Below are 25,797 nucleotides of genomic sequence, written 5' to 3'. Positions count from 1 at the left end.
GATGTTTAGTTTTATTGCCCGCCGACTGGGGTTGTTGATCCCCACGTTTTTCGGCATCACCTTGCTGACTTTCGCGTTGATTCGCATGATTCCGGGCGACCCCGTGGAAGTGATGATGGGCGAACGTCGGGTCGACCCCGAAATGCACGCTCAGGCAATGGAACGCCTAGGTCTGAACAAGCCGCTGTATGCCCAGTATCTGGACTACATCGGCAAACTGGCTCACGGCGATCTCGGCGAATCCCTGCGCACGCGTGAAAGCGTATGGACCGAGTTCACCTCCCTCTTCCCGGCGACCCTGGAACTGTCCATGGCCGCCCTGCTGTTCGCCGGCATTCTGGGCCTTCTGGCCGGGGTGATCGCGGCACTCAAGCGAGGATCATTGTTCGACCACGGGGTGATGGGCATCTCCCTCGCGGGTTATTCGATGCCGATCTTCTGGTGGGGCCTGATCCTGATCATGTTCTTCTCGGTGAGCCTGGGCTGGACCCCGGTTTCCGGGCGGATCGACCTGCTCTACGACATCGAGCCGCGCACCGGCTTCATGCTGATCGACACGCTGCTGGCCGATGACGTCGGGGCGTTCTTCGACGCGCTGCATCACCTGATCCTGCCGGCCATCGTCCTCGGTACCATCCCGCTGGCAGTGATCGCGCGGATGACCCGTTCGTCGATGCTCGAAGTGCTGCGCGAAGACTACATCCGCACCGCCAGGGCCAAAGGCCTGTCGCCGTCGCGCGTGGTGTTCGTCCACGGTCTGCGTAACGCACTGATTCCGGTACTCACCGTGGTCGGCCTGCAAGTCGGCACTCTGCTCGCTGGTGCGGTTCTGACCGAAACGATTTTCTCCTGGCCCGGCATCGGTAAATGGCTGATCGAAGCCATCGGCGCCCGGGACTACCCGGTTGTGCAAAACGGCATCCTGTTAATCGCCTGCCTGGTGATTCTGGTCAACTTCGTAGTGGACATCCTCTACGGCTTTGCCAACCCACGCATCCGTCATCAGCGCTGAGGTCAATAACCATGAGCACTCCAACATCCTCAGTAGCGACTTCCGCCACCAGCGCGGATCAAAGCCTGCTGTACCCGTCACCATACAAAGAATTCTGGCAAGCCTTCTCCAAGAACAAGGGCGCAGTTGCCGGCCTGCTGTTCATGCTGTTGATCATCTTCTGCGCGCTGTTCGCGCCGTGGGTTGCGCCGCATAACCCGAGCGAGCAATACCGTGATTTCCTGCTGACGCCGCCGGCGTGGCTGGAAGGCGGTCAGATGCAATTCCTGCTCGGCACCGATGAACTGGGTCGTGACCTGCTGTCGCGTCTGATCCAGGGCTCGCGCCTGTCGCTGCTGATCGGTTTGTCGTCGGTGGTGATGTCGCTGATTCCGGGGATCCTGCTCGGTCTGTTCGCCGGTTTCTTCCCGAAGATGATTGGCCCGACCATCATGCGTCTGATGGACATCATGCTGGCCCTGCCGTCGCTGCTGCTGGCGGTGGCGATTGTTGCCATCCTCGGCCCTGGCCTGATCAACACCGTGATCGCTATCGCTGTGGTTTCGCTGCCGTCCTATGTGCGTCTGACCCGTGCGGCCGTGATGGGCGAACTGAACCGCGACTACGTGACCGCCGCGCGCCTGGCCGGTGCCGGTCTGCCACGTCTGATGTTCATCACCGTGTTGCCGAACTGCATGGCGCCGCTGATCGTGCAGGCGACCCTGAGCTTCTCGTCGGCGATTCTCGATGCCGCAGCGTTGGGCTTCCTCGGCCTTGGCGTACAACCGCCAACCCCTGAGTGGGGCACCATGCTGGCCTCGGCCCGTGACTACATCGAACGCGCCTGGTGGGTGGTGAGCCTGCCTGGTTTGACCATTTTGCTCAGCGTGCTGGCAATCAACTTGATGGGCGACGGTCTGCGCGATGCGCTGGACCCGAAACTCAAGAACGCCGCCTGAGGAGATTCCCATGTCACTGCTAGAAATCAAGAATCTCAACGTTCGCTTCGGCGACAAGACCGCGACCCCGGTGGTCGACGGCCTCGACCTGAAAGTCGACAAAGGCGAAGTACTGGCCATCGTTGGCGAGTCGGGTTCGGGTAAATCCGTGACCATGATGGCGCTGATGGGCCTGATCGAGCATCCCGGCATCGTCACCGCCGACTCGCTCAGCTTTGACGGCAAAGACATGCTCAAGCTGAGCAATCGTCAGCGTCGGCAAGTCGTCGGCAAAGACCTGTCGATGGTCTTTCAGGACCCGATGACCGCACTGAACCCGAGCTACACCGTCGGTTTCCAGATCGAAGAAGTGCTGCGTCTGCACCTGAAAATGTCCGGCAAGCAAGCGCGCAAACGTGCGATCGAACTGCTGGAAAAAGTCGAAATCCCGGGCGCCGCCAGCCGTATGGACGCCTACCCGCATCAACTGTCCGGCGGTATGAGCCAGCGCGTTGCGATCGCCATGGCGATTGCCGGCGAACCGAAACTGCTGATCGCCGACGAACCGACCACTGCACTGGACGTGACGATTCAGGCACAGATCATGGATCTGCTGCTGGCGTTGCAGAAAGAACAGAACATGGGCCTGGTGCTGATCACCCACGACCTCGCGGTCGTGGCAGAAACCGCCCAGCGCGTCTGCGTGATGTACGCAGGGCAAGCCGTTGAAGTCGGTCAGGTGCCGCAACTGTTCGACATCCCGGCGCACCCGTACAGCGAAGCGCTGCTCAAGGCGATTCCCGAGCACAGCCTCGGCGCCTCACGCCTGTCGACCCTGCCGGGTATCGTCCCGGGCCGCTACGATCGTCCACAGGGTTGCCTGCTGTCGCCGCGCTGCCCGTACGTGCAGGACAGCTGCCGCGCGCAGCGTCCAGGCCTTGATCCGAAAAGCCACAGCCTCGCCCGCTGCTTCTTCCCGCTGAACCAGGAGGTGGCGTAATGGCCGTCGTACTTACCGCCCGCGACCTGACCCGTCACTACGAAGTCTCCCGTGGCCTGTTCAAGGGCCATGCGACCGTGCGCGCACTGAACGGCGTGTCGTTCGAACTGGAAGCCGGCAAGACCCTCGCTGTTGTAGGCGAATCGGGCTGCGGCAAATCCACCCTCGCCCGTGCGTTGACGCTGATTGAAGATCCGTCGTCCGGATCCTTGAAAATCGCCGGCCAGGAAGTCGCCGGCGCCGACAAGGCCCAGCGCAAGCAACTGCGCAAAGACGTGCAGATGGTCTTCCAAAGCCCGTACGCCTCGTTGAACCCACGGCAGAAAGTCGGTGACCAGCTCGGCGAGCCGCTGCTGATCAACACCAACCTTTCCGCCGCCGAACGTCGCGAAAAAGTCCAGGCGATGATGAAGCAGGTCGGCTTGCGCCCTGAGCACTATCAGCGCTATCCGCACATGTTCTCCGGCGGTCAGCGTCAGCGTATCGCCCTGGCTCGCGCCATGATGCTGCAACCGAAAGTGCTGGTGGCGGATGAGCCGACCTCGGCACTGGACGTGTCGATTCAGGCACAGGTGCTCAACCTGTTCATGGATCTGCAGCAGGAGTTCAACACCGCTTACGTGTTCATCTCGCACAACCTTGCGGTGGTGCAGCATGTGGCCGATGACGTGATGGTGATGTACCTCGGTCGCCCGGTAGAACTGGGGCCGAAGAACGACATCTACGAGCGTCCGTTGCACCCATATACCCAGGCGCTGCTGTCGGCGACCCCGACCATTCACCCGGATCCGAACAAGCCGAAAATCAAGATCGTCGGCGAACTGCCTAACCCGCTGAACCCGCCACCGGGCTGCGCTTTCCACAAGCGCTGCCCGTACGCGACCGAGCGTTGCAGCACTGAAGAGCCAGCCTTGCGCCAGCTCGACAGCCGGCAGGTGGCTTGCCACTACGCCGAGCAGTTCCTTGATGGCGCGGCGTAAAAACCGCACTGAAACAATGTGGGAGCGAGCCGGCTCGCGAAAGCGGTGTGTCAGTCACCATTAATGTTGACTGAGAGGACGCCTTCGCGAGCAGGCTCGCTCCCACAAGGGGATGTGAGTTGTTCCTGAGTTAACCAAACCCCTTCCATCTCGATTGCGCATCAGTCGAGGCAGAAGGGGTTTTCTTTTGTCTGCGATTTACGATTGGGTATCGCCTTCGTCGTCATCAGTGTCCGGATCATCGGTGGTCGAGTCGTCGTCATCGGCGCTGCCGCCCTGCCCCTGATCGCCCGGCTCGGACTCAGACTTGGCGAGCATCAAGCCGCTGTGCCCGACCTGTCCGTTGAACGCCTGAGATTCATGATCCTCGCACTCGGCTCAGGCCGTCGCGGTGCCGAGGGACAGCATGACCATCACTTTCAACAGCAATAAAACCCGTAGCAACCTGCTTTTCATAGCTGACTCCATCCATTTTCAGGTGAGACATTCGTGCCTGACTGGCGCTGTGTAAAATCTAGTTCCGATCCATCGGGTTCACCAGATAGGACGCTATCGAGCGCGCAGAAATGCCCTCGACAGACAGATTGCTTTCGAATAATGCCAATAGCGGGATCAGCTAAGCGACCGGGCGCACGCGCGTGGCCTGCCAAGTCAGCGGGATGGAAATCAACACCATCAGCGCACTCGCCAGCCACACACTGTGGCCGCCGAAATGACCGTACAACTGGCCACTGAGTACCGGTGACAACAGCGCACTGGCGCTCCAGCTCATAAAGAACAGGCCGAAGTACTGACCGCTTTTACCGCCTTGGGCAAAACGCATGGCCAGCACATTCAGCGGCGGCATGAAAAAGGCCTCGCCCAAGGTCCAGATCAGCGTCGACAGGCAGACGTAAAACAGCCCGGAACCGAACGGCAGCATGCCCAACCCGCACGCCAGCAACACACTGCCGAGCAGCATTTGCCGGCGCATCCCCCAACGCTCGCCCCAGTGCGACAGCGGAATCTGCAGCGCGATCACCAGCAACGCATTGAGCCCGAACTGCCAGCCGATCGCCTGGGTGCTCAACTGGTAGTAATCACGCAAATAATTGCCCAGCGTGCTGTAGACCGTATCAAACGCGATGCCAAGCACGGCCGTCGCCGCCAGCAACCACAGGAACGGTTTGTCGCGATACGGCACCCCGGAGCCTGCGTCATCCGTGGACTTTTCGTCATTGATCAGCACCGGTCGTTGCCACGTGGTACGAACAAACCAGAGCAGCGCCAACAACGTCATCGCCGCACTGCCGAAAAACACCCAGCGAAAATCGGTCTGCGCCAACACCCCGCCCGCCACACCGGCAGCCGCCATGCCGAGGTTGCGCGCCACCCGGCTCAACGCCTGCGCACGCGAGCGCTGCGCCACCTCGCAATATTCCATGATCAGCCGCTGATGCAGGGTGCGGATGGCCCCATCGATCCCCCCACTAAGCAACAGTAATGCAGCGAGCAACGGCACCTGCGTGACCAGCCCCAGCAGGATCAGCACCCACACCGAAACAAAGAACAGCGCCGCCGTCAGCCGCGCCGTACGCACATGATCACTGAGCCAGCCACCGAGCATCGATCCCACCAGCAAACCCGCGCCGTACGCCGACAGCAACCAGCCAACCGTCTCGATCGCCAGCCCCAGTTCCTGACGCAGATACAGCGCCATGAACAGCTTGACCATGCTGCTCAAGCGATTGATGAACAACAGCGCCGCGAGTACCCAGGCCATCACGCCGAAATAACCGTTCAGCCGTAGCAGGTGAGTCAGTCGACTCGTCATTCCATTGACCTCTCAAAGCGACTTGCGTGGAGCTGGAACACTAACGGTCAGCAGGCGGGTTGTCGCGTTCGAGAACATCGAGATCACAAAAAACCGAGTCGTCCTACAGCCATTGCGCGCGTTAAAACCGTGCCGAAGATCAAAAGCCCCTCACCCTAGCCCTCTCCCGGAGGGAGAGGGAACTGATCGCGGTGCTTGGGAGAGCAACGCCGACATGACATACCGAGCCGAACTCAGATTCTGAAACAGATCAAAAGCCCCTCACCCTAGCCCTCTCCCGGAGGGAGAGGGGACTGATCGCGGTGCTTGGGAGAGCTACGCCGACATGACATACCGAGCCGAACTCAGATTCTGAAACAGATCAAAAGCCCCTCACTGTAGAGACCGGTACATCCTTTACAAATTAGACCGGGGACATCGTTTACACCTTTACAGGCTTGAAACGCGTTTGGCGCCTCTTTCAAGCCTGCCTAACCAGTGGCTGCAAAGGTACAGTTCCCAAGCGTCATCAGCCACTTCCTTCAACGCGATGTCCTCTCCAATTAGAGCCTCTCCTAGAAAAATCAGCTGTCCTTTCCATTTGATTTCCCCATTTGACCGAACCTTGCGTACTTCAACGTCGGAACTGTATTCAAGCGCAGGCAAGTAACCAGGATAAGCGCGTGTCGATGGGCTATAGACAGATGCCGGCGGTTTCATACCCAGCGCGGTGTGCGGTCGGTGGTGGTTGAAGTCTTGGATGAATTCCTGAAAAGCCAACTGCTGGCGCACCAGGTTTTCCGCCGGTGGCACTGCTGCCTTTAGCGTTCGATGCATCCGTTCATGTCGACCATTTTGGTCGGGACGGCCAGGCGTAATCGTTTCGACATGGATTCCAAGCCTGATGAACCAAACCGATAACTTCGAAAGTCGCGCCAGACCTGTCGATGCGAAAGGAGCGCCATTGTCAGTGCGGATCACATCCGGCAGCCCATATTCTCGAAAAGCCCACTCGAAGCCTTCCCGCGTCGGCGCTCCGTGCGTACTGGGCAAAGCGCGACAGACGAATAAAAAGCGGCTCATCTGATCGGTAATGGTCAGCGGATAGCACCAATTGCCGTCCTGCATTTTGAACTGCCCTTTGTAATCAGCACACCAAGTCTGGTTGGGCGCGTCGACCGGACGCAAATGCGTTGGAGCACGGGGACGCGGGGGATAGGGCCGTCGCGCCACCACCAAACCAGCTTTCTTCAACCACTCCCCGGCGGTACTCGCCGCCGGCCATTGGATATGCGGATCGGAATCGCGCAGGCGATCAATGATCTGCTTGGGTCCCCGATCGGGATGTTCGTTTTTCTTGGCCAGCAGCGTGGCAATGATTTCGTCGGGCGTTTGATGAGGACAGTTCAACGGCTTGCGCGATTGCTCTTTCAAGCCATCTACGCCTAACGCTGCGTATCGTTCCAGCCACTTGTCGATGGTTGGACGGCTGACACCATAGCGCCGGCTTAATTGGCTCTTGGTGTAACTGCCGCCAAGCCAGTCGCTGACTAACTTCACTCGTTGATCCATTGGGGACTCTTGATTCCAGGGCATGGTCAGCACCTCCTGACCATGATTAATACCTGTAAACCATGTCCCCGGTCTCAAACGTAAAGGATGTACCCGGTCTTTACCCACCCTAGCCCTCTCCCGAAGGGAGAGGGGACTGACCGCAGTGATTACGAGAGCAACGCCGACGTGAAATACCGAGCCGAACTCAGGTTTTGAAAGGCCCACAAATCGGCTCCCTCTCCCTCGGGAGAGGGCTGGGGTGAGGGGTAGCCACAACACAAATCAACAGCCGAACACCGCTTGGCTCTTCACCACTCAACAGGATGAGCGTTAGCTCGGCTGCAGCTCTTGATCTGTAGGGCGACGTCGGAAGGCTGAGTGGAGGGATTGATCCGGGCGTGGGAGCGCAGCGACCGTTTGGCGCAGCCAAACACAGCGGGAGTAGGTGCAGCGAAGCAAACCGGAGACGCTGCGCCCGGATCGATCCCGCAGCGAAGGAACCCCGAGCCCCAGCGAGCGGGCCGCACGTAGGAGCAAGCGTTTTTTTGCTTACTTTTTTTAGGCGTTTGTAAAAAAAGTGAGTCGCCGTAAGGGCGAAACCGTAATCAGCAACACCCGCAGAAACGGATATACCCCCAAAACCAACCAAACAAAAAAAGCCCCCTAGGCATACACCTAGGGGGCTTTCGAACAAACCAGCTCAGTGCTTAGTGATGCTCACGCGTCGCACGGAATTTCACATCCGGCCAACGCTCTTCCATCAACGCCAGATTAACCCGCGTCGGCGCCAGGTAAGTCAGGTGACCACCGCCATCGACCGCCAGGTTCTCCACAGCCTTGTTGGAAAACTCCTCAAGCTTCTTCTTGTCAGCGCATTCAATCCAGCGCGCGGAGTACACAGTAATCGGCTCATACGAGCACTCAACCTTGTATTCCTCCTTCAAACGGCTGGCGACCACATCAAACTGCAGCACACCCACGGCGCCAAGAATGATGTCGTTGCTGCGCTCCGGGAAAAACACCTGCGTCGCGCCCTCTTCAGCCAGTTGCTGCAGACCCTGACGCAACTGCTTGGACTTCAGCGGATCACGCAGACGCACACGACGGAACAGCTCCGGCGCAAAGTGCGGAATGCCGGTAAACCCGAGGGTTTCACCTTCACTGAAGGTATCGCCAATCTGGATCGTGCCGTGGTTGTGCAAACCAATGATGTCGCCGGCAAAGGCTTCTTCAAGCTGTTCCCGCTCGGAAGAGAAGAACGTCAAGGCGTCGCCGATGCGCACGTCCTTGCCGGTGCGCACGTGGCGCATCTTCATGCCTTTCTCGTACTTGCCGGAGCAAATGCGCATGAAGGCGATACGGTCGCGGTGTTTCGGGTCCATGTTCGCCTGGATCTTGAAGATGAAGCCCGAGAACTTCTCTTCCACCGGCTCAACGGTACGCTCGTTAGCGACACGGGCCAGCGGACGCGGCGCCCAATCAACAACGGCGTCAAGTACGTGGTCAACACCGAAGTTGCCCAGTGCCGTACCGAAGAACACCGGGGTCAGTTGACCGTCGAGGAACTCCTGCTGGTTGAATTCGTGGCAGGCGCCTTGAACCAGTTCCAGCTGTTCGATGAAGCGGTCGTACTCGTCGCCCAGATGCGCGCGGGCTTCGTCGGAGTCGAGCTTCTCGATGATCTTGGTTTCGGTGCGTTCGTGACCGTGACCGGCGGTGTAGACAATGATGTAGTCGTCAGCCAGGTGGTACACGCCCTTGAAGTCGCGGTAGCAACCGATCGGCCAGGTGATCGGCGCCGCTTTGATCTTCAGAACGGCTTCGATTTCGTCGAGCAGTTCGATCGGGTCGCGGATGTCACGGTCGAGTTTGTTGATGAAGCTGACGATCGGCGTGTCACGCAGACGGCAGACGTCCATCAGCGCAATCGTCCGTGGCTCAACACCTTTACCGCCGTCGAGAACCATCAATGCCGAGTCCACCGCGGTCAGGGTGCGGTAGGTATCTTCGGAGAAGTCTTCGTGGCCCGGGGTGTCGAGCAGGTTGATCATGTGCTCGCGATACGGGAACTGCATGACCGACGTGGTAATGGAAATACCCCGTTGCTTCTCCATCTCCATCCAGTCGGATGTCGCATGGCGATCGGATTTACGGGATTTCACCGTACCGGCCACTGCAATCGCCTTGCCCATCAACAGGAGCTTTTCGGTGATCGTGGTTTTACCGGCATCGGGGTGGGAAATAATGGCGAAAGTGCGGCGTTTCGCGACTTCGGCGGCCTGGTTGGTCATGGGAAATCGCCTGGCGGTGATTCAAAAAAGGGCCGCGATTATAGCCCAACTCGATGCAATAACCGAACCGTTGAGCACATTAAGGGTGGCCAAATGCTGCCGCAGATGGGAACCTTTTAAAGCCCGGAGACGTCCATCCCCTGTTACGAATTTTCGTCAGGGGCTGAAAAATCAGCAAGTTAGCCTGACGAGGCTGCGCTCATGGCTCGCTTTCAGACCGCTTTTTGCCGGTGCTGAGGGAGCTGCTTCTCGCGAACGTTTATTCCCGGCAGCCATGTATGGCATGCCACACGGGAGGGCGTTCGCCGACTACAAAAAAAGGAGTCCGCCTGTGGCTATCCGCTATGGCAAAGGGCTGATGGGAGGTGCGGTGGTGATCGCGCTCCTGGCCCTGCTGGTCCACTGGATCGGCATCAACACGATCGAACACTACCGCGACGATTTGTTGTTTTACCTGCAAGCTCATCTGATTCTCGTCCTCGCTTCAATGCTGGCCGCCCTTGTCGTGGGCATCCCCGCCGGCATCTTCCTCAGTCGCCCGACCATGGTCGGTCGCGCTGAACGCTTCATGCAAATCTTCAATATCGGCAACACCGTGCCACCGCTGGCCGTGCTTGCGATTGCCCTGGGCGTCCTCGGCATCGGCAGTGGCCCGGCGATCTTCGCTTTGTTCCTCGCTTCCTTGTTGCCGATTGTGCGCAACACCTACGAAGGCTTGAAAAATGTGCAGGGTTCGCTGAAAGAAGCGGCCGTCGGCATCGGCATGACCCCGCGCCAAGTGCTGTGGAAAGTCGAATTGCCCAACGCCGTGCCGATCATCGTCGGTGGTGTGCGCGTGGCGTTGGCGATCAACGTCGGCACCGCGCCGCTGGCGTTCCTGATCGGCGCCAACAGCCTCGGCAGCCTGATCTTCCCTGGCATCGCCCTGAACAATCAGCCGCAACTGCTGCTCGGCGCCGCGTGCACCGCGCTGCTGGCCTTGCTGCTCGATGGCGTCGTCACCCTCGCCAGCCGTCTCTGGCTGGAACGCGGTTTGCGCCCGTCTTAAGGCTTTTGCGAAGGAATATTTATGAAACGATTTAGCTCGTCTTTGGGATTGATAGTGGGCTGCATCCTGCTGTTCGCAGGTGTCGCCCAAGCCGCTGAAAAACCGGTTATCCGCCTCGGCGCCCGAGTCTTCACTGAGCAAACCCTGCTCGCCGAAATCACCGCGCAATACCTGCGCAGCAAAGGTTACGACGCGCAGATTACCGGCGGTCTGGGCAGCAACCTCGCCCGCAGCGCCCACGAAAGCGGACAACTGGACATGCTCTGGGAATACACCGGCGTGTCGCTGGTGGCCTACAACCATGTCACCGAAAAACTCGACAGCGCCCAGTCCTACGCCCGGGTAAAAGAACTCGACGCGAAAAAAGGCCTGGTCTGGCTGACCCCGTCGAAATTCAGCAACACCTACGCCCTCGCGCTGCCGAAAAAGGTCGCTGAGGAATATCCGCAGATCAACAACATCAGTCAGTTGAACGAAGTGCTGCGTGCTGAGGCCAAGACCAATCATCTGGTGGCTTTGGACACCGAGTTCGCCAATCGCTCCGATGGCCTGATCGGCATGGTCGATCTCTACGGCATGAACCTGACCCGCAAGAACATCCGCCAGATGGACGCGGGGCTGGTTTACACCGCGCTGCGCAACGGCCAGGTGTTTGCCGGTCTGGTCTACACCACCGACGGTCGCCTCAACGCCTTCGGCCTGAAACTGCTGGAAGACGACAAGCATTACTTCCCCGACTACACCGCCGCACCGGTGGTGCGTCAGGCTTACCTCGACGCGCACCCGCAACTGGCCGAGCAACTCAAGCCATTGGCCGAACTGTTCGATGACGAAACCATGCGCCAGCTCAACGCGCGGGTCGACGTCGATCACGAAAGCCCATCGAAAGTTGCCGCCGATTTTCTGCGCCAGCACCCACTTAATTAAGGAGGAAAAGTCATGGAATTTCTGAACGCCTTTTCCCACCTCGACTGGCAGCAGGTGATGCACCTGACCTGGCAGCACATCACCCTGGTCGGCATCGCCGTGACCCTGGCGATTGTCGTTGGCGTGCCACTGGGCATCCTGATGACCCGCTTTCCGACCCTTGCCGGGCCGTTGCAGGCCAGCGCCACGGTGCTGCTGACCGTGCCGTCGATTGCCCTGTTCGGTTTGCTGCTGCCGTTCTACTCCAAGTTCGGTCAGGGCCTCGGGCCGATGCCGGCGATCACCGCCGTGTTTCTTTATTCACTGCTGCCGATCATGCGCAATACCTACCTCGCCCTGACGGGTGTAGAGCCGGGTATCCGTGAAGCCGCTCGCGGCATCGGCATGACCTTCGGCCAGCGCCTGCGCATGGTCGAACTGCCAATCGCCGTGCCGGTGATCCTCGCTGGTGTGCGCACCGCCGTGGTGATGAACATCGGCGTGATGACCATCGCCGCGACCATCGGCGCCGGCGGCCTCGGTGTGTTGATCCTCGCCTCCATCAGCCGCAGTGACATGTCGATGCTCATCGTCGGCGCGCTGCTGGTCAGTCTTCTGGCCATTTTCGCTGACCTGTTTCTCCAATGGCTGCAACGCTCGTTGACTCCAAAAGGACTGCTCAAATGATCGAACTTCAAAACCTCAGCAAAACTTTCCAAAGCAACGGCAAAGACGTCAAAGCCGTGGACTCGGTAAGCCTGACCGTCAATGAAGGCGAAATCTGTGTGTTCCTCGGGCCATCGGGTTGCGGCAAAAGCACCACGCTGAAGATGATCAACCGCCTGATCAAACCGACTTCGGGCAAGATCCTCATCAACGGTGAAGACACCACCGATCTCGACGAAGTGACCCTGCGTCGCAACATCGGTTACGTGATCCAGCAGATCGGCCTGTTCCCGAACATGACCATCGAAGAGAACATCGTCGTCGTGCCGAAACTGCTCGGCTGGGACAAACAGAAATGCCATGACCGCGCCCGCGAGTTGATGAGCATGATCAAGCTGGAGCCCAAGCAATATCTGCATCGTTATCCGCGTGAACTGTCCGGTGGTCAGCAACAACGCATCGGTGTGATCCGCGCACTGGCTGCTGATGCGCCCCTGTTGTTGATGGACGAACCGTTCGGCGCGGTCGACCCGATCAACCGCGAAATGATCCAGAACGAATTCTTCGAGATGCAGCGCGCGCTGAACAAGACCGTGATCATGGTCAGCCACGACATCGATGAAGCGATCAAACTCGGCGACAAGATTGCGATCTTCCGCGCCGGCAAACTGCTGCAGATCGATCATCCGGACACGCTGCTCGCGCACCCGGCAGACGACTTTGTCAGCAGCTTTGTCGGCCAGGACAGCACGCTCAAGCGTCTGCTGTTGGTGAAAGCCGAAGATGCGGCGGACAACGCGCCGTCGGTGAGCCCGGAGACGCCGGTGGCCGACGCTCTGGAGTTGATGGACGAGCATGACCGTCGCTACGTGGTGGTCACCTGTGCCGAGAACAAGGCGCTGGGTTATGTGCGTCGTCGCGATCTGCACCGCCAGACCGGCACGTGCGCGCAGTTCCTGCGTGAGTTCAACGCCACGGCGGCGTACGACGAGCATTTGCGCATCCTGCTGTCGCGGATGTACGAGTTCAACCGTTCGTGGCTGCCGGTGATGGATGCCGAGCGGGTGTTCCTCGGGGAAGTGACTCAGGAGTCGATTGCCGCTTATCTGAGTTCGGGTCGTTCGCGCGGGATGAAGACCAGCATAGTCTCGCCGGCTGAGGCCGTAGTCGCATAAAACACTAAACCTGTGGGAGCGAGCCTGCTCGCGAAAGCGCAATATCAGTCAACAATGATGTTGGCTGTGAAAATGCCTTCGCGAGCAGGCTCGCTCCCACAGGATCTGCGTGATTTTTTCTTCATTCGCCTAGCGGAAAAGAATCTCAACACCTGCGGATCGAACAGCATGTATGAGACAACCCGCGAAACAGCCAAAATCCCCCTCACCCTCTCCCCTCGCGGCCAACGTCGCCGATATTGCCGCCATCACACTTACCCACGACTTCGCCGACAAAAGCCACGAACGTGCAGGTATTTTTAACACTCGAAAATTCCCGGGGAACATCTGCCCGTCATCTCGGTCGGCTACAAAGAGTGCTGAACGCGACGCACGTCAGAAGCGTGCAAAAACGCGACATTTTTAGTTGATCTCACGCCCCTCACGCCCTAAAGTTCGCGCCGAACGTCCATGCTGGAAACGATCCATCCGGCTCAAGTACTGACGACGAGACAGCAAGGCCAAGGGCAACGCCCCATGGCCTTTTTGCTTTCGGCGACATGCCTTGGGAAGTAGGCGAACCAAAGTGGGGATACGGAGGACGTTCATTTGCACCCATTGATTAACGACGTTTGCCACTAGGAGTCCCAAGTATGTCGATCCAGGTCGAAGACTATTTCGCGCGCGCTACATTCGACAAAATGAAGGCGTTCGCCGACAAACAGGAAACCCCGTTCGTGGTGATCGACACCGCGATGATCGCCCAGGCTTACGATGACCTGCGCGCCGGTTTCGAATTCGCCAAGGTCTACTACGCGGTCAAAGCCAACCCGGCCGTCGAGATCATCGACCTGCTCAAAGAAAAAGGTTCGAGCTTCGACATCGCCTCGATCTACGAGTTGGACAAAGTGATGGATCGCGGCGTCAGCGCCGACCGTATCAGCTACGGCAACACCATCAAGAAATCCAAGGACATCCGTTACTTCTACGAGAAGGGCGTGCGTCTGTTCTCCACCGACTCCGAAGCCGACCTGCGCAACATCGCCAAGGCTGCCCCGGGTTCGAAAGTCTATGTGCGCATCCTTACCGAAGGCTCTACCACGGCTGACTGGCCACTGTCGCGCAAATTCGGCTGCCAGACCGACATGGCCATGGACCTGCTGATCCTCGCTCGCGACCTCGGCCTGGTGCCTTACGGCATCTCCTTCCACGTCGGTTCGCAACAGCGCGACATCAGCGTCTGGGATGCGGCGATCGCTAAGGTCAAAGTAATCTTCGAGCGCCTGAAAGAAGAAGACGGCATCCACCTGAAGCTGATCAACATGGGCGGTGGCTTCCCGGCCAACTACATCACCCGCACCAACAGCCTGGAAACCTACGCCGAAGAAATCATTCGCTTCCTGAAAGAAGACTTCGGTGATGACCTGCCGGAAATCATTCTCGAGCCGGGCCGTTCGTTGATTGCCAACGCCGGTATTCTGGTCAGCGAAGTGGTACTGGTTGCACGCAAGTCGCGCACCGCCGTCGAGCGTTGGGTGTATACCGATGTGGGCAAGTTCTCCGGCCTGATCGAAACCATGGACGAAGCGATCAAGTTCCCGATCTGGACCGAGAAAAAAGGCGAGATGGAAGAAGTCGTCATCGCCGGCCCGACCTGCGACAGCGCCGACATCATGTACGAGAACTACAAGTACGGCCTGCCGCTGAACCTGGCGATCGGTGATCGTCTGTACTGGCTGTCGACCGGTGCGTACACCACCAGTTACAGCGCGGTTGAGTTCAATGGCTTCCCGCCGTTGAAGTCGTTTTACGTGTAAGAGCAGCTGCGAGTTTCAAGCTGCTAGCTGCAAGTGAAAAGCCCATGACGTGTCATGGGCTTTTTTGTGTCTGGCTTCAAAATTTGTGGTGTGCTTTCGATCTATCCCCCTCACCCCAGCCCTCTCCCCCAAGGGGGCGAGGGGGAAAGGGAGCAGATCGGGGGCTTTTCAAAACCTGAGGTCGACTGGATATCTCAGGTCGGTGTAGTTGGAACATCCAACTCGGTCAGTCCCCTATCCCTCTGGGAGAGGGTTAGGGTTAGGGTGAGGGCTATTGGCACCGAAGCGCATACCGCCCAGCCAACGCCTGAATCTTCGGATCTACAGCACTCGCCAACGTCTGACTCGCCACCCGCAGAAAATTCAGATTGCCGCCGGCCAAAGCTTTCTCAAGCCAATCGACCGCCTCATCAATCCGCCCCTCATCCGCTAAAACTGCAGCGAAACTGAACTGCCCACGAAAATCCCCACCCTTAGCCGAACGCCGATACCAATCGCGCGCCGCAACCGGATCCGCCGGGCACACCAGCCCTTCTTCCAGATACCGCCCCAGCAGATTCATCGATTTCGCATGGCCCAGTTCAGCCGCGCGGCGATACAGCGCCAGCGCCTGCAGATGATCCACCTCCACTCCCCGCCCGGTCGCGAGCAGATTGGCGAGGTTGTACATCGCCCAATCCAGTCCGGCCTCCGCTGCAATCCGATAATGCTGCGCAGCAACCGACGCATCCGCCGCGCAACCCCAACCATGCTCATGACAACGCCCGAGCATGTTGCGCGCCATCAGGTGCCCACGCCCGGCAGCGATGCCGAACCAGCGCAGCGCCAGCGCTTGATCCTGGGCGATGCCTAGGCCGTCGAGCAGGATTTGCCCAAGCAACGCCTGTGCTTCAACTTCACCCTCGCCCGCCGCTAGCAAAATCGCCTGCGCGGCACGGGCCGGGCTTTCGGCGAGCATGGAGCTGAGTTGTTCGCCGTCGAGGACTTCTTCACGACGCAGTTGAAAACTCATACCTCGACCCAGCGACGGAGCAAGTTGTGATACGTGCCGGTGAGGCGAATCAGTGACGGGTGATCAGGCAGATCTTGAGTCAGTTGCTGCATCGCCCCGTCCATCTCGAACAACAGCGCGCGCTGGCTATCTTCACGCACCAGACTTTGTGTCCAGAAGAACGACGCATAACGCGCGCCACGCGTGACCGCGTTGACCTTATGCAGGCTGGTGCCGGGGTACAAAACCATGTCGCCGGCCGGCAACTTCACCCGTTGCGTGCCGAAGGTGTCCTGGATCTCCAGCTCGCCGCCGTCGTAATCATCGGGCTCGCTGAAGAACAGCGTCGCCGACAGATCGGTGCGCACCCGCTCGATGCTGCCCTTGGGTTGGCGCACGGCGTTATCGATGTGGAAATCGAAACTGCCACCGGCCGTGTAACAGTTCACTAACGGCGGGAAGACTTTGTGCGGCAACGCGGCGGACATGAACAGTGGATTTTTCCACAAACGCTCCAGCATCGCTGCGCCGATCTCTTTGGCCAGCGGATGGCCTTCGGGCAGCTGCAAATTGTGCTTCGCCTTGGCCGACTGAAAGCCGGCGGTGATCTTGCCATCGGCCCAATCGGCCTGCTCTAGCGCCTCACGAATGCGCCGCACTTCGTCTTTTGCGAACAGTCCGGGGATGTGCAGCAGCATGGCGATGTCACCTGATGGCAAAGAGGCGGCAATGGTATTGATTCTTATTGACTGTGTAAAACCCGAGAGACGAATGAACTGGCAAAAACCGTAAGGTTAAATTGTAAAGAATGTAAATTCAGTGCGAATAACAATGTTTCGCAATTGATACGAATACTTGTTTAACCTATATTCCGCCGCCTCAAATCCTTGGGGAGGGGAATAAAAATGGCACGTCAACACGCACAATTACCGGTCAGTTCACCACGTCTGCTCGCCTCTGCAATCGGTGTGGCAATCACCGCCGGTTCCGCTGGCCAGATGGTGTTCGCCGCGGAAAAAACCGACAGCAAAGCCACCGGCAATGCCATCGCCCTGGACGCCACCGCCATCACCGGCGAAGCGCAGGACTCAACGTCCTACCAGGTCGAAAAAGCCTCCTCGCCCAAGTACACCGCGCCGTTGGTCGACACGCCGCGCTCGGTCACCGTTATTCCGCAACAAGTGCTCAAAGACACCGGCGCCCTGAACATGCAGGACGCGCTGCGCACCGTGCCGGGCATCACCTTCGGCGCCGGTGAAGGCGGCAATCCACAGGGCGACCGTCCGTTCATTCGTGGTTTCGACGCGCAGGGCGACACCTACCTCGACGGCGTGCGCGACACCGGTTCGCAAAGCCGCGAAATCTTCGCCGTGGAAAACATTGAAGTCAGCAAGGGCCCGAATTCCGCCATCGGCGGTCGTGGCGCGGCAGGCGGCAGCATCAACCTGGTGAGCAAGAAAGCGCACCTGGGCAATTCGTTCGATGGCGGCTTCACCTGGGGCTCCGACCAGACTCAGCGCTACACCCTCGACGGCAACTACCAGTTCAGCGACACCGCCGCCGGCCGTCTGAACCTGATGAGCCACGAGAGCAACGTCGCCGGTCGCGACAAAGTCGATTACGACCGCTGGGGCATCGCCCCGTCCCTGGCGTTTGGCCTGGGCACCGACACCCGCGTCAACCTCGACTACTACCACCTCGAAAGCAACGACACCCCGGACTCGGGCGTGCCGTACACCATTCCGGCCGGCGGCTCCGCTGCACGCACCAAGTCCAATCCGGACAAGCCTTACGCTGGCGGTGACCACAGCAATTTCTACGGCCTGGATCGCGACTTCCGCAAGGGCCGCACCGACACCGCGACCTTCGCCATCGAGCATGACCTGAGCGACTCGCTGACGATCAAGAACACCCTGCGTCACGGCACCAGCATGCAGGACTACATCCTGACCCAACCTGACGACAGCAAGGGCAACGTCAACAATGGCAGCCTCTGGCGCCGGGCCAATACTCGGGTGAGCAACACCGAGACCACCACCAACCAGACTGACCTGTTCGGCAACTTCTACGTTGCCGGCTTCAAGAACAGCTTTTCCACCGGCGTTGAATACACCCGTGAGGAAAGCCAGAAGTCTTCGTACAACGTCAACACCGACACCACACCGCGCACCACTAATGTGGCCGCGAGCAGCAACTGCACGCCGTCGATGATCGGCGCGTCGAGTAACTACAACTGCACCTCGCTGTCGAACCCGAACCCGAACGATCCGTGGAACGGCGCGATTTCGCGTAACTACGCCGGCACCGACACCCAGGCCAACACCTACGCGCTGTATGTGTTCGATACGCTGGAGCTGAACGAGCAGTGGCTGGTGAACATGGGCCTGCGTTACGACCACTTCGACACCGACTACAAGACCTACAACGCCGCTGGCACCACCACGTCCAAGGGCGATGACACCAGCGAGTTCGTCACCGGTCAGTTCGGCGTCGTCTACAAGCCGGCGGAAAACGGCAGCATCTACGCCTCCTACGCCACCTCGGCCACGCCACCGGGCAACACCTTGGGCGAGGGTCAGGAAAGCAACCCCTTGGGCGGCACCCCGGATCGCAGCGGCAACCTGCTGAGCAGCGACATGGAGCCGGAAACCACCAAGAACTATGAAATCGGCACCAAGTGGGATCTGCTCAACGATCGCCTGTCGCTGACCGCTGACATCTTCCGCACCGAGAAAGAAAACGCTCGTGTGCAAGTCGACACCACGTCGTACGAAAACGCCGGCAAGACCCGTGTGCAAGGTGTCGAGCTCTCGGCCAGCGGCAAGATCACTGACAAGTGGCAAGTGTTCGCCGGTTACGCCTTCATGGACAGCGAACAAGTCGATGGCGGCCCGCTGGGCAAAGCCAACGACGGCAACGAACTGCCTAACACGCCAAAAAACAGCGCCAGCCTGTGGACCACTTACCAGGTCACGCCGAAGCTGACCATCGGTGGCGGCGCGTTCTACGTCGACGACGTGTACGGCAGCGTGGCCAACACCACCATGGTTGACTCGTATGTTCGCTACGACGCGATGGCGGCTTACAAGCTGACCAAGAACGTCGACCTGCAACTCAACGTGCAGAACCTGACCAACGAAACCTACTACGACAAAGCCTTCTCGACCCACTTCGCCAACCAGGCGGCGGGCCGTACGGCACTGTTGAGCACCAACTTCCACTTCTGACCGATGTGGAAACCTGTGGGAGCGAGCCTGCTCGCGAAAGCGCTGGGTCAGTCAAGTAGAGGCTGACTGACACGACGCCTTCGCGAGCAGGCTCGCTCCCACAAGGTATGCGCCGCAAGGCTTGGCCCCGTTCATTCAATTGAACGGGGCTTTTGTGCGTAATAAAGAACGCTTCTCGATAACCCACGGCATAATGCGCGCCGTGAAGACAATTTCCGAATGGACGGCGAGTGACGTGTTGAAGAAAACCCTGTTCCAGTTGCACTGGTTTTTTGGCATCACCGCAGGCCTGGTGCTGGCGTTGATGGGCATCACCGGCGCGGCCTATTCGTTTCAGGACGAAATCCTGCGGGCGCTGAATCCCTCCGTCCTGCAGGTAGAGAAACAAGTCGCCGGTGTCTTGCCGCCCGTCGAACTGGTCGAGCGTATCGAAGCCACATCCGGCAAAAAAGTCTCGATGCTCTGGGTCGAAACCGACAGCGGCAACGCGGCGAAAGTGTTCTTCACCCCGCCCAAGGGTGAACGTCGCGGCGAGATGCGCTACTTCGATCCGTACACCGCCGAGTTCATGGGCGACGCGGTCGGCCAGGATTTCTTCGGCCTGATGCTGCAACTGCACCGCTTCCTCGCCATGGGCGATACCGGGCGCAACATCACCGGCGCCTGCACGCTGATCCTGCTGTTCTTCTGCCTGTCCGGCCTGTACCTGCGCTGGCCGCGTCAGTGGCATAGCTGGCGCGTCTGGCTGACGCTGGACTGGAAGAAAAAGGGCCGCGCCTTCAACTGGGATCTGCACTCGGTGGCGGGCACCTGGTGCCTGCTGGTCTATCTGTTGCTGGCGCTGACCGGGTTGTCGTGGTCGTACGAGTGGTACAACAAAGGCCTGACCCGACTGCTTTCCGACTCGCCACAAAACGAGCGCGTGCGCGGTGGTCGCGGCCCGGCGCCGGAAGGCCCGGCACCGATCGCCGATTACGCAGCGATGTGGAGCAGCATTTACAGCGCTGCCGGCCCGGGTCTGGCGGCGTACAACATCCGTATGCCGGCCGTCGCTGGCCAACCGGCGACCGTGTTCTACCTGCTCGACAGCTCGCCGCATGATCGCGCGCTGAACCAGATCACCCTCGACCCGGCCACCGGCATCGTCAAACGTGTCGACCGTTACGCCGACAAGAGCTTCAAGGCGCAATTGCTCACCAGCATTTATGCGCTGCACGTCGGCAGCTATTTCGGTCTGGTCGGGCGGATCATCATCACCCTCGCAGCGGTGTGCATGCCGCTGTTTTTCATCACCGGCTGGCTGCTGTACCTCGACCGTCGGCGCAAGAAAAAGCAGATCAAGGATGCCCGCCAAGGCCTTGCACAACCGACGGGCGATGCCTCGGCCTGGCTGATCGGTTTCGCCAGCCAGAGCGGGTTTGCCGAGCAACTGGCATGGCAGACCGCCGGGCAATTGCAGGCCGCCGGACTGCCGGTGAAAGTGCAGCCGCTGGCGAATGTCAGCGAGCAGGATCTGCGTGAATCGAACAACGCACTGTTTGTGGTGAGCACGTTCGGCGACGGCGAAGCGCCGGACAGCGCGCGCGGATTCGAGCGCAAAGTGCTGGGCAAAGCGGCAACGCTCGACAGTCTGAATTACTCGGTGCTCGGTCTCGGCGATCGTCAATATCAGCACTTCTGTGGTTTCGCCAAACGCCTGCACCAATGGTTGGCGGAGCACGGCGGCAAGACATTGTTCGCGCCGGTGGAAGTCGATAGCGGTGATCCCTATGCCCTGCGCCATTGGCAAACCCAACTTGGCCTGCTCACCGGCCAAGCACCGGTCGATACCTGGCAAGCACCGAGTTACGACAACTGGACGCTGGTACGCCGCGAACTGATGAACCCGGATAGCAGCGGTGCGCCGGTTTACTTGTTGGGCCTGAGCGCACCGAACACCAGCAGTTGGCTGGCCGGTGATCTGGTCGAAGTGCTGCCGCGTAACTGCCCGTGGGCCATCGAACACTTCCTCGACGGCCTCGGCATTCGTGGCGAAACCACTGTGAAAATCAACGGCCTCGACGAGCCGCTGGAAGTTGCGCTGGCCTCGCGGCAATTGCCCGAGCACCGCGCACATCTGGTCGGTCTGCATGCGCAATCGCTGGTCGACGCGATGGTGCCGCTGGCCATGCGCGAATACTCGATCGCCTCGATTGCCGCCGACGGCGTGCTGGAGTTGATCGTGCGTCAGGAACAGCATGCCGACGGCACCCTGGGCATCGGTTCCGGCTGGCTGACTGAGCACGCGCCTGTGGGCGGCAGCATCAGTTTGCGGGTTCGACGCAACAGTGGCTTCCATCTGCCGAACGAACCAGTGCCGATGATTCTTTTGGGCAACGGCACCGGCATCGCAGGGCTGCGCAGCTTGCTCAAGGCACGGATTGCCGATGGTCAACAGCGCCAGTGGTTGCTGTTTGGCGAGCGCAATCGTGAACACGATTTCCTCTGTCGCGCGGAGCTGGAAGAGTGGTTGATCAATGGTGATCTGGAGCGGCTGGATCTGGCGTTTTCGCGGGATCAGGCTGAGAAGGTTTATGTGCAGGATCGCTTGCGTGAGTCGGCTGCAGAGTTGAAGAAATGGCTGGCGGACGGGGCGGTTATTTATATCTGTGGCAGCTTGCAGGGAATGGCTTCGGGGGTTGATCAGGTGCTAAACGATATTCTTGGTGCCGCCGAAGTCGAACGCCTGATTGAGCAGGGCCGTTATCGGCGTGATGTCTATTAAAGAGCCCCTCACCCTAACCCTCTCCCAAAGGGAGAGGGGACTGACCGTTAGAGATTCACGCAATACGCCGACCTGAACGTCCTCTGCCGAATCCATAATCGACACGGTCTTCCAGGTCGGCGTACCTCTTTAGACACCTCCGTCGGCCCCCTCTCCCTCCGGGAGAGGGCTGGGCGGGCGGCGTTCCGATGAGGGTTAGCCTTTGATCTTTAAGCAGGCTGCAATTTTTTCTCGAAAACCGCCACCCCATTCAAATCCCGCAACACCACGCTCATCTCCCCACTCCCCCCTTCAATATTCACCTCGCCAAAAAACTGAAACCCGGCAAACGGCGAAGTGTTCTGCGCCGGCGGCGCCTTCTCGAACACCACCTCCGGGCCAAAGGTTTTATCCAGTGGATTAGGCCCGAAACTCCCGGCGTTCAGCGGCCCCGCGACAAACTCCCAGAACGGTTCGAAATCCTGAAACGCCGCGCGGTCCGGGTGATAGTGATGCGCCGCGCAGTAATGCACATCCGCCGTGAGGAAGACGAAATTGCGCACCTGCTGCGCACGCAGATAGCCGAGCAATTCGGCGATTTCCACCTCGCGCCCCTGGGCCGGTCCCGGGTCACCGTTAGCCACCGCTTCCCAACGCGGGACACCCGGGCTGACCTCACCATCCGGCACGCCAAGGCCGATTGGCATGTCGGCGGCAATGACCTTCCACTGGGCTTTGGATTTCTTCAAGCCGCGCTTGAGCCAGTTCAGTTGCTCACGTCCCAAAAACGGTTTCGACGCGCCGAGGTTGTCGTCATTGGCGCCGCGATAACTGCGCATGTCGAGCACGAACACATCGAGCATTGGCCCATAGCTCAACTTGCGATAAATCCTTCCGCCAGCATCGGCAGCCTGCAAACGCATCGGCGAGTATTCCAGCCACGCCTTGCGTGCGCGCCCGACCAGGGTGTGGATATCTTTTTCCTGATAACGCTCGTCGAGCTGCTTGCCGGGCGACCAGTTGTTGACCACTTCATGGTCGTCCCACTGCCAGATTTGCGGCACCTCGGCGTTGAAGCGGCGGATGTTTTCGTCCATCAGGTTGTAGCGGTAATTGCCGCGATAGTCGGCGAGGGTCTGCGCGACTTTGCTCTTGGCTTCGGTGGTGAGGTTACGCCAGATGCGACCGTTTTCCGTGGTGAGCTGGGCCGGCACCGGGCCGTCGGCATAGATGGTGTCACCGCTGTGGATGAAGAAGTCCGGCAGACGCAAACGCATCGCTTCGTAGATGCGCATGCCGCCGATGTCCGGGTTGATACCGAAGCCCTGGCCGACGGTGTCGCCGCTCCAGACGAAACGAATATTGCGCCGCGCCGTCGGAGCGCTGCGCAGGTGACCGAGCCACGGCTCGCTGGCGACGCCGGTACGGGCGTCCTTGAAATACACGCGATAGAAAATCGCCTGATCGGCGGGCAGCCCGGCCAGTTCAACGCGGGCGGTAAAGTCGCTGCGGGCATCGGCCAGCGTCGAGACTACCCGGCGCGGGTGGCGAAACTGGCTGCGGGTGTCCCACTCGACCACCATATGCGCGGGGCGATCGCTGCGGCTCCAGATCATCGCGCGGTCGCCTTGCAGATCGCCGGACTGCACGCCGTCGGTCAACTGCGGGCGATCCTTGACCGACGCAATCACTGCCGGCGCCAGGCTTGGCATCAGCAGACCGGCACCAACGACTTGCATGACACGCCGGCGACCGGGGTTGAAATCGCTCATGGTGTTCTCCCTGAAAAAAGGAAAACTTAAGCACGCGATCATGAAACAGACATGACACCAGACACACCACAGAACCAATTGTAGGAGTGAGCCTGCTCGCGATATCGGTATATCTGCCAACATTCATGTCACTGACAGACCGCTATCGCGAGCAGGCTCACTCCTACAAGGGTTTTGTGTTGTCAGTCAGGCCTTCGCCGGTTCCAGCGCCAGCTCAACGGCTTCCGGGCGTTTGACCGTCGCATAGACAACGGCGGTCAAGAGGCTCCCCGCGACAATCGCCAGCAAATACAGCAACGCATGGTTGATCGCATTCGGAATCGCCAGCACAAACAAGCCACCGTGCGGCGCCATCAGTTTGCAGCCGAAGTACATCGACAACGCACCGGTCAGCGCGCCACCGGCGATGCTCGCCGGAATCACCCGCAACGGATCTTTCGCGGCAAACGGAATCGCCCCTTCGGAGATGAAGCACAGCCCCAGCACGAAGGCAGCCTTGCCGGCCTCGCGTTCAGTCTGGGCGAATTTGCGCCGCGCAATAAATGTGGCGATGCCCAGACCAATCGGCGGCACCATCCCTGCGGCCATGGTCGCGGCCATCGGTGCATAACTCTGCGACGCCAGCAGACCTACCGAGAACGCGTACGCGGCTTTGTTGATCGGCCCGCCAAGGTCGACGCACATCATGCCACCGAGCAGCACACCGAGCAGAATCGCGTTGGTGGTACCCATGCTGTCGAGGAAATGCGTGAGCGCACCGAGCATGCCGGCGACCGGTTTACCGACCACGTAAATCATCACCAGACCGGTGATCAGGCTGGCAAACAACGGGATGATCAGAATCGGTTTCAGCGCTTCGAGACTTTGCGGCAAGGCGACATATCGACTGATAGCCTTGGCCGCATAACCGGCGATAAACCCGGCAATGATGCCGCCGATAAACCCGGCGCCCAGCGTACTGGCAAGCAAACCACCAATCATCCCCGGCGCCAGGCCCGGACGGTCGGCGATCGAATAAGCGATGTAACCGGCCAACAACGGCACCATCAACTTGAACGCGGTCTCGCCACCGATCTGCATCAACGCCGCCGCCAGCGTGCCTTCCTCCTTGAACGCGGTGATGCCGAAGACGAACGACAGCGCGATCATCAAACCACCGGCCACGACCATCGGCAACATGAACGACACGCCGGTCAGCAGGTGTTTATAGATGCCGGTTTTCTCTTGCTTGGCCGGTGCCTTGCCGTCACTCGCAGTGCTTTCCACTGCACCTTCGGCCAAGGCTTTTTTCAGCGTGGCTTCGGACTGCTTCAAGGCGATCCCGGTGCCGCAGCGATAGATCTTCTTGCCGGCAAAACGCTCGGTGGCGACTTCGATATCCGCCGCCAGCAACACCACGTCTGCTTCGGCAATCGCCGCTGCGCTCAACGGGGTTTTCGCGCCCACCGAGCCTTGGGTTTCGACCTGCAGTTCGTAGCCCAGACGCTTGGCGGTCTGCTGCAAGGCTTCGGCGGCCATGAAGGTGTGGGCTACACCGGTCGGGCACGCGGTGATGGCGACGAGGCGTGGCGCGCGCGGCGCATCAGCAACCGGTTCTGCCGCGCTGGCGACGTAAACCTCAGCCTCTTCAGCACCACGACGCAGCACCGCCTCGACATCTTGCAATGCCTGCGCCGGAGCAATCTGGAAAACCCGTTTGCCGACAAAACGCGTCATATCGACCGCGCCTGTGGCGACCAACAAAACCCACTCCGCCGCTGCAATGGTCGCCGCCGACAACTCGCGTTCCGGGTGCGCCGCATCGACCACTTCCACGCTGGTGCTCCAGCCCTGACGCTGCGCTGCCGCATCGAGCAAACGTGCGCACAGCACACTGGTGACCATGCCGTTCGGGCAAGCCGTAACAATGGCTAATTTCATGACAAAC

18 protein-coding genes and 1 pseudogene are annotated in these 25,797 nt (G+C 59.7%); 11 read left to right on the top strand and 8 right to left on the bottom strand.

The window, feature by feature from the left end; translation table 11 throughout:
* The first annotated feature begins 1 nt into the window (after nucleotide 1).
* The 4 genes from ACOYXH_RS00670 to ACOYXH_RS00655 are packed head-to-tail and all read left to right on the top strand — an operon-like array spanning nucleotide 2 to nucleotide 3,909.
* Nucleotides 2–1,012, top strand: a complete 1,011-nt coding sequence (locus ACOYXH_RS00670) for an ABC transporter permease subunit (protein WP_075947650.1) — start codon at nucleotides 2–4, stop codon at nucleotides 1,010–1,012.
* Between the two features lie 11 nt (nucleotides 1,013–1,023).
* Nucleotides 1,024–1,950 (top strand): ABC transporter permease subunit, encoded by a 927-nt coding sequence (locus ACOYXH_RS00665; RefSeq protein WP_095049734.1) that lies wholly within the window; start codon nucleotides 1,024–1,026, stop codon nucleotides 1,948–1,950.
* A gap of 10 nt (nucleotides 1,951–1,960) precedes the next feature.
* On the top strand, nucleotides 1,961–2,929 hold the full coding sequence (locus ACOYXH_RS00660) for an ABC transporter ATP-binding protein (protein WP_095049733.1): 969 nt from the start codon (nucleotides 1,961–1,963) through the stop codon (nucleotides 2,927–2,929).
* The gene (locus tag ACOYXH_RS00655; protein ID WP_007917625.1) at nucleotides 2,929–3,909 is read left to right on the top strand and encodes a peptide ABC transporter ATP-binding protein; all 981 of its coding nucleotides are present in this window, start codon (nucleotides 2,929–2,931) and stop codon (nucleotides 3,907–3,909) included. Before ACOYXH_RS00660 ends, ACOYXH_RS00655 begins: the two co-directional genes overlap by 1 nt.
* 198 nt (nucleotides 3,910–4,107) lie before the next feature.
* Here ACOYXH_RS00655 and ACOYXH_RS00650 read toward each other — a convergent pair.
* From ACOYXH_RS00650 to ACOYXH_RS00635, 4 genes and pseudogenes are all read right to left on the bottom strand, one after another.
* Nucleotides 4,108–4,365, bottom strand: a pseudogene (locus ACOYXH_RS00650) (hypothetical protein).
* Between the two features lie 160 nt (nucleotides 4,366–4,525).
* Nucleotides 4,526–5,722 carry an MFS transporter gene (locus ACOYXH_RS00645; RefSeq protein WP_460067136.1) on the bottom strand — a complete coding sequence of 399 codons (1,197 nt, stop codon included), beginning with the start codon at nucleotides 5,720–5,722 and terminating at the stop codon, nucleotides 4,526–4,528.
* A gap of 429 nt (nucleotides 5,723–6,151) precedes the next feature.
* The gene (locus ACOYXH_RS00640; RefSeq protein ID WP_460410184.1) at nucleotides 6,152–7,297 is read right to left on the bottom strand and encodes an integrase core domain-containing protein; all 1,146 of its coding nucleotides are present in this window, start codon (nucleotides 7,295–7,297) and stop codon (nucleotides 6,152–6,154) included.
* Between the two features lie 665 nt (nucleotides 7,298–7,962).
* Entirely contained in the window at nucleotides 7,963–9,546 is a 1,584-nt protein-coding gene (locus ACOYXH_RS00635) for a peptide chain release factor 3 (protein WP_064387905.1), read from the bottom strand.
* Between the two features lie 358 nt (nucleotides 9,547–9,904).
* Here ACOYXH_RS00635 and ACOYXH_RS00630 point away from each other — a divergent pair, with 358 nt between their 5' ends.
* The 5 genes from ACOYXH_RS00630 (at nucleotide 9,905) to ACOYXH_RS00610 (ending at nucleotide 15,137) form a co-directional block, all read left to right on the top strand.
* Entirely contained in the window at nucleotides 9,905–10,594 is a 690-nt protein-coding gene (locus ACOYXH_RS00630) for an ABC transporter permease (RefSeq protein ID WP_169844036.1), read from the top strand.
* Between the two features lie 21 nt (nucleotides 10,595–10,615).
* Entirely contained in the window at nucleotides 10,616–11,521 is a 906-nt protein-coding gene (locus tag ACOYXH_RS00625) for a glycine betaine ABC transporter substrate-binding protein (RefSeq protein ID WP_095049729.1), read from the top strand.
* A gap of 12 nt (nucleotides 11,522–11,533) precedes the next feature.
* Nucleotides 11,534–12,187 carry an ABC transporter permease gene (locus tag ACOYXH_RS00620; RefSeq protein ID WP_007915307.1) on the top strand — a complete coding sequence of 218 codons (654 nt, stop codon included), beginning with the start codon at nucleotides 11,534–11,536 and terminating at the stop codon, nucleotides 12,185–12,187.
* Nucleotides 12,184–13,341, top strand: a complete 1,158-nt coding sequence (locus ACOYXH_RS00615; protein ID WP_007915305.1) for an osmoprotectant ABC transporter ATP-binding protein OsmV — start codon at nucleotides 12,184–12,186, stop codon at nucleotides 13,339–13,341. Before ACOYXH_RS00620 ends, ACOYXH_RS00615 begins: the two co-directional genes overlap by 4 nt.
* Nucleotides 13,342–13,973: 632 nt before the next feature.
* On the top strand, nucleotides 13,974–15,137 hold the full coding sequence (locus tag ACOYXH_RS00610; protein ID WP_034154440.1) for a type III PLP-dependent enzyme: 1,164 nt from the start codon (nucleotides 13,974–13,976) through the stop codon (nucleotides 15,135–15,137).
* Between the two features lie 271 nt (nucleotides 15,138–15,408).
* Here the strand turns inward: ACOYXH_RS00610 and ACOYXH_RS00605 are convergent, their stop codons facing one another.
* Together ACOYXH_RS00605 and ACOYXH_RS00600 are read right to left on the bottom strand one after the other, a co-directional pair.
* Nucleotides 15,409–16,149 carry a tetratricopeptide repeat protein gene (locus ACOYXH_RS00605; protein ID WP_460067132.1) on the bottom strand — a complete coding sequence of 247 codons (741 nt, stop codon included), beginning with the start codon at nucleotides 16,147–16,149 and terminating at the stop codon, nucleotides 15,409–15,411.
* On the bottom strand, nucleotides 16,146–16,826 hold the full coding sequence (locus tag ACOYXH_RS00600; protein ID WP_460067130.1) for a Fe2+-dependent dioxygenase: 681 nt from the start codon (nucleotides 16,824–16,826) through the stop codon (nucleotides 16,146–16,148). Before ACOYXH_RS00600 ends, ACOYXH_RS00605 begins: the two co-directional genes overlap by 4 nt.
* Before the next feature lie 207 nt (nucleotides 16,827–17,033).
* Here ACOYXH_RS00600 and ACOYXH_RS00595 point away from each other — a divergent pair, with 207 nt between their 5' ends.
* Together ACOYXH_RS00595 and ACOYXH_RS00590 are read left to right on the top strand one after the other, a co-directional pair.
* Entirely contained in the window at nucleotides 17,034–19,355 is a 2,322-nt protein-coding gene (locus ACOYXH_RS00595) for a TonB-dependent receptor (protein ID WP_460067128.1), read from the top strand.
* Nucleotides 19,356–19,590: 235 nt separating this feature from the next.
* A complete protein-coding gene (locus tag ACOYXH_RS00590) occupies nucleotides 19,591–22,119 on the top strand; it encodes a sulfite reductase flavoprotein subunit alpha (RefSeq protein WP_320414508.1) in 2,529 nt (842 codons plus the stop codon).
* A 209-nt stretch (nucleotides 22,120–22,328) separates the two neighbouring features.
* Here ACOYXH_RS00590 and ACOYXH_RS00585 read toward each other — a convergent pair whose 3' ends face one another.
* Together ACOYXH_RS00585 and ACOYXH_RS00580 are read right to left on the bottom strand one after the other, a co-directional pair.
* A complete protein-coding gene (locus ACOYXH_RS00585; protein ID WP_095049724.1) occupies nucleotides 22,329–23,870 on the bottom strand; it encodes an alkaline phosphatase D family protein in 1,542 nt (513 codons plus the stop codon).
* 186 nt (nucleotides 23,871–24,056) lie between these two features.
* Nucleotides 24,057–25,790 (bottom strand): PTS fructose-like transporter subunit IIB, encoded by a 1,734-nt coding sequence (locus ACOYXH_RS00580; protein WP_095125378.1) that lies wholly within the window; start codon nucleotides 25,788–25,790, stop codon nucleotides 24,057–24,059.
* Nucleotides 25,791–25,797: the final 7 nt, after the last annotated feature.

It is taken from the genome of Pseudomonas sp. Mb7 (assembly GCF_054790525.1).
This window is presented reverse-complemented; position numbering and strand designations above follow the sequence as displayed.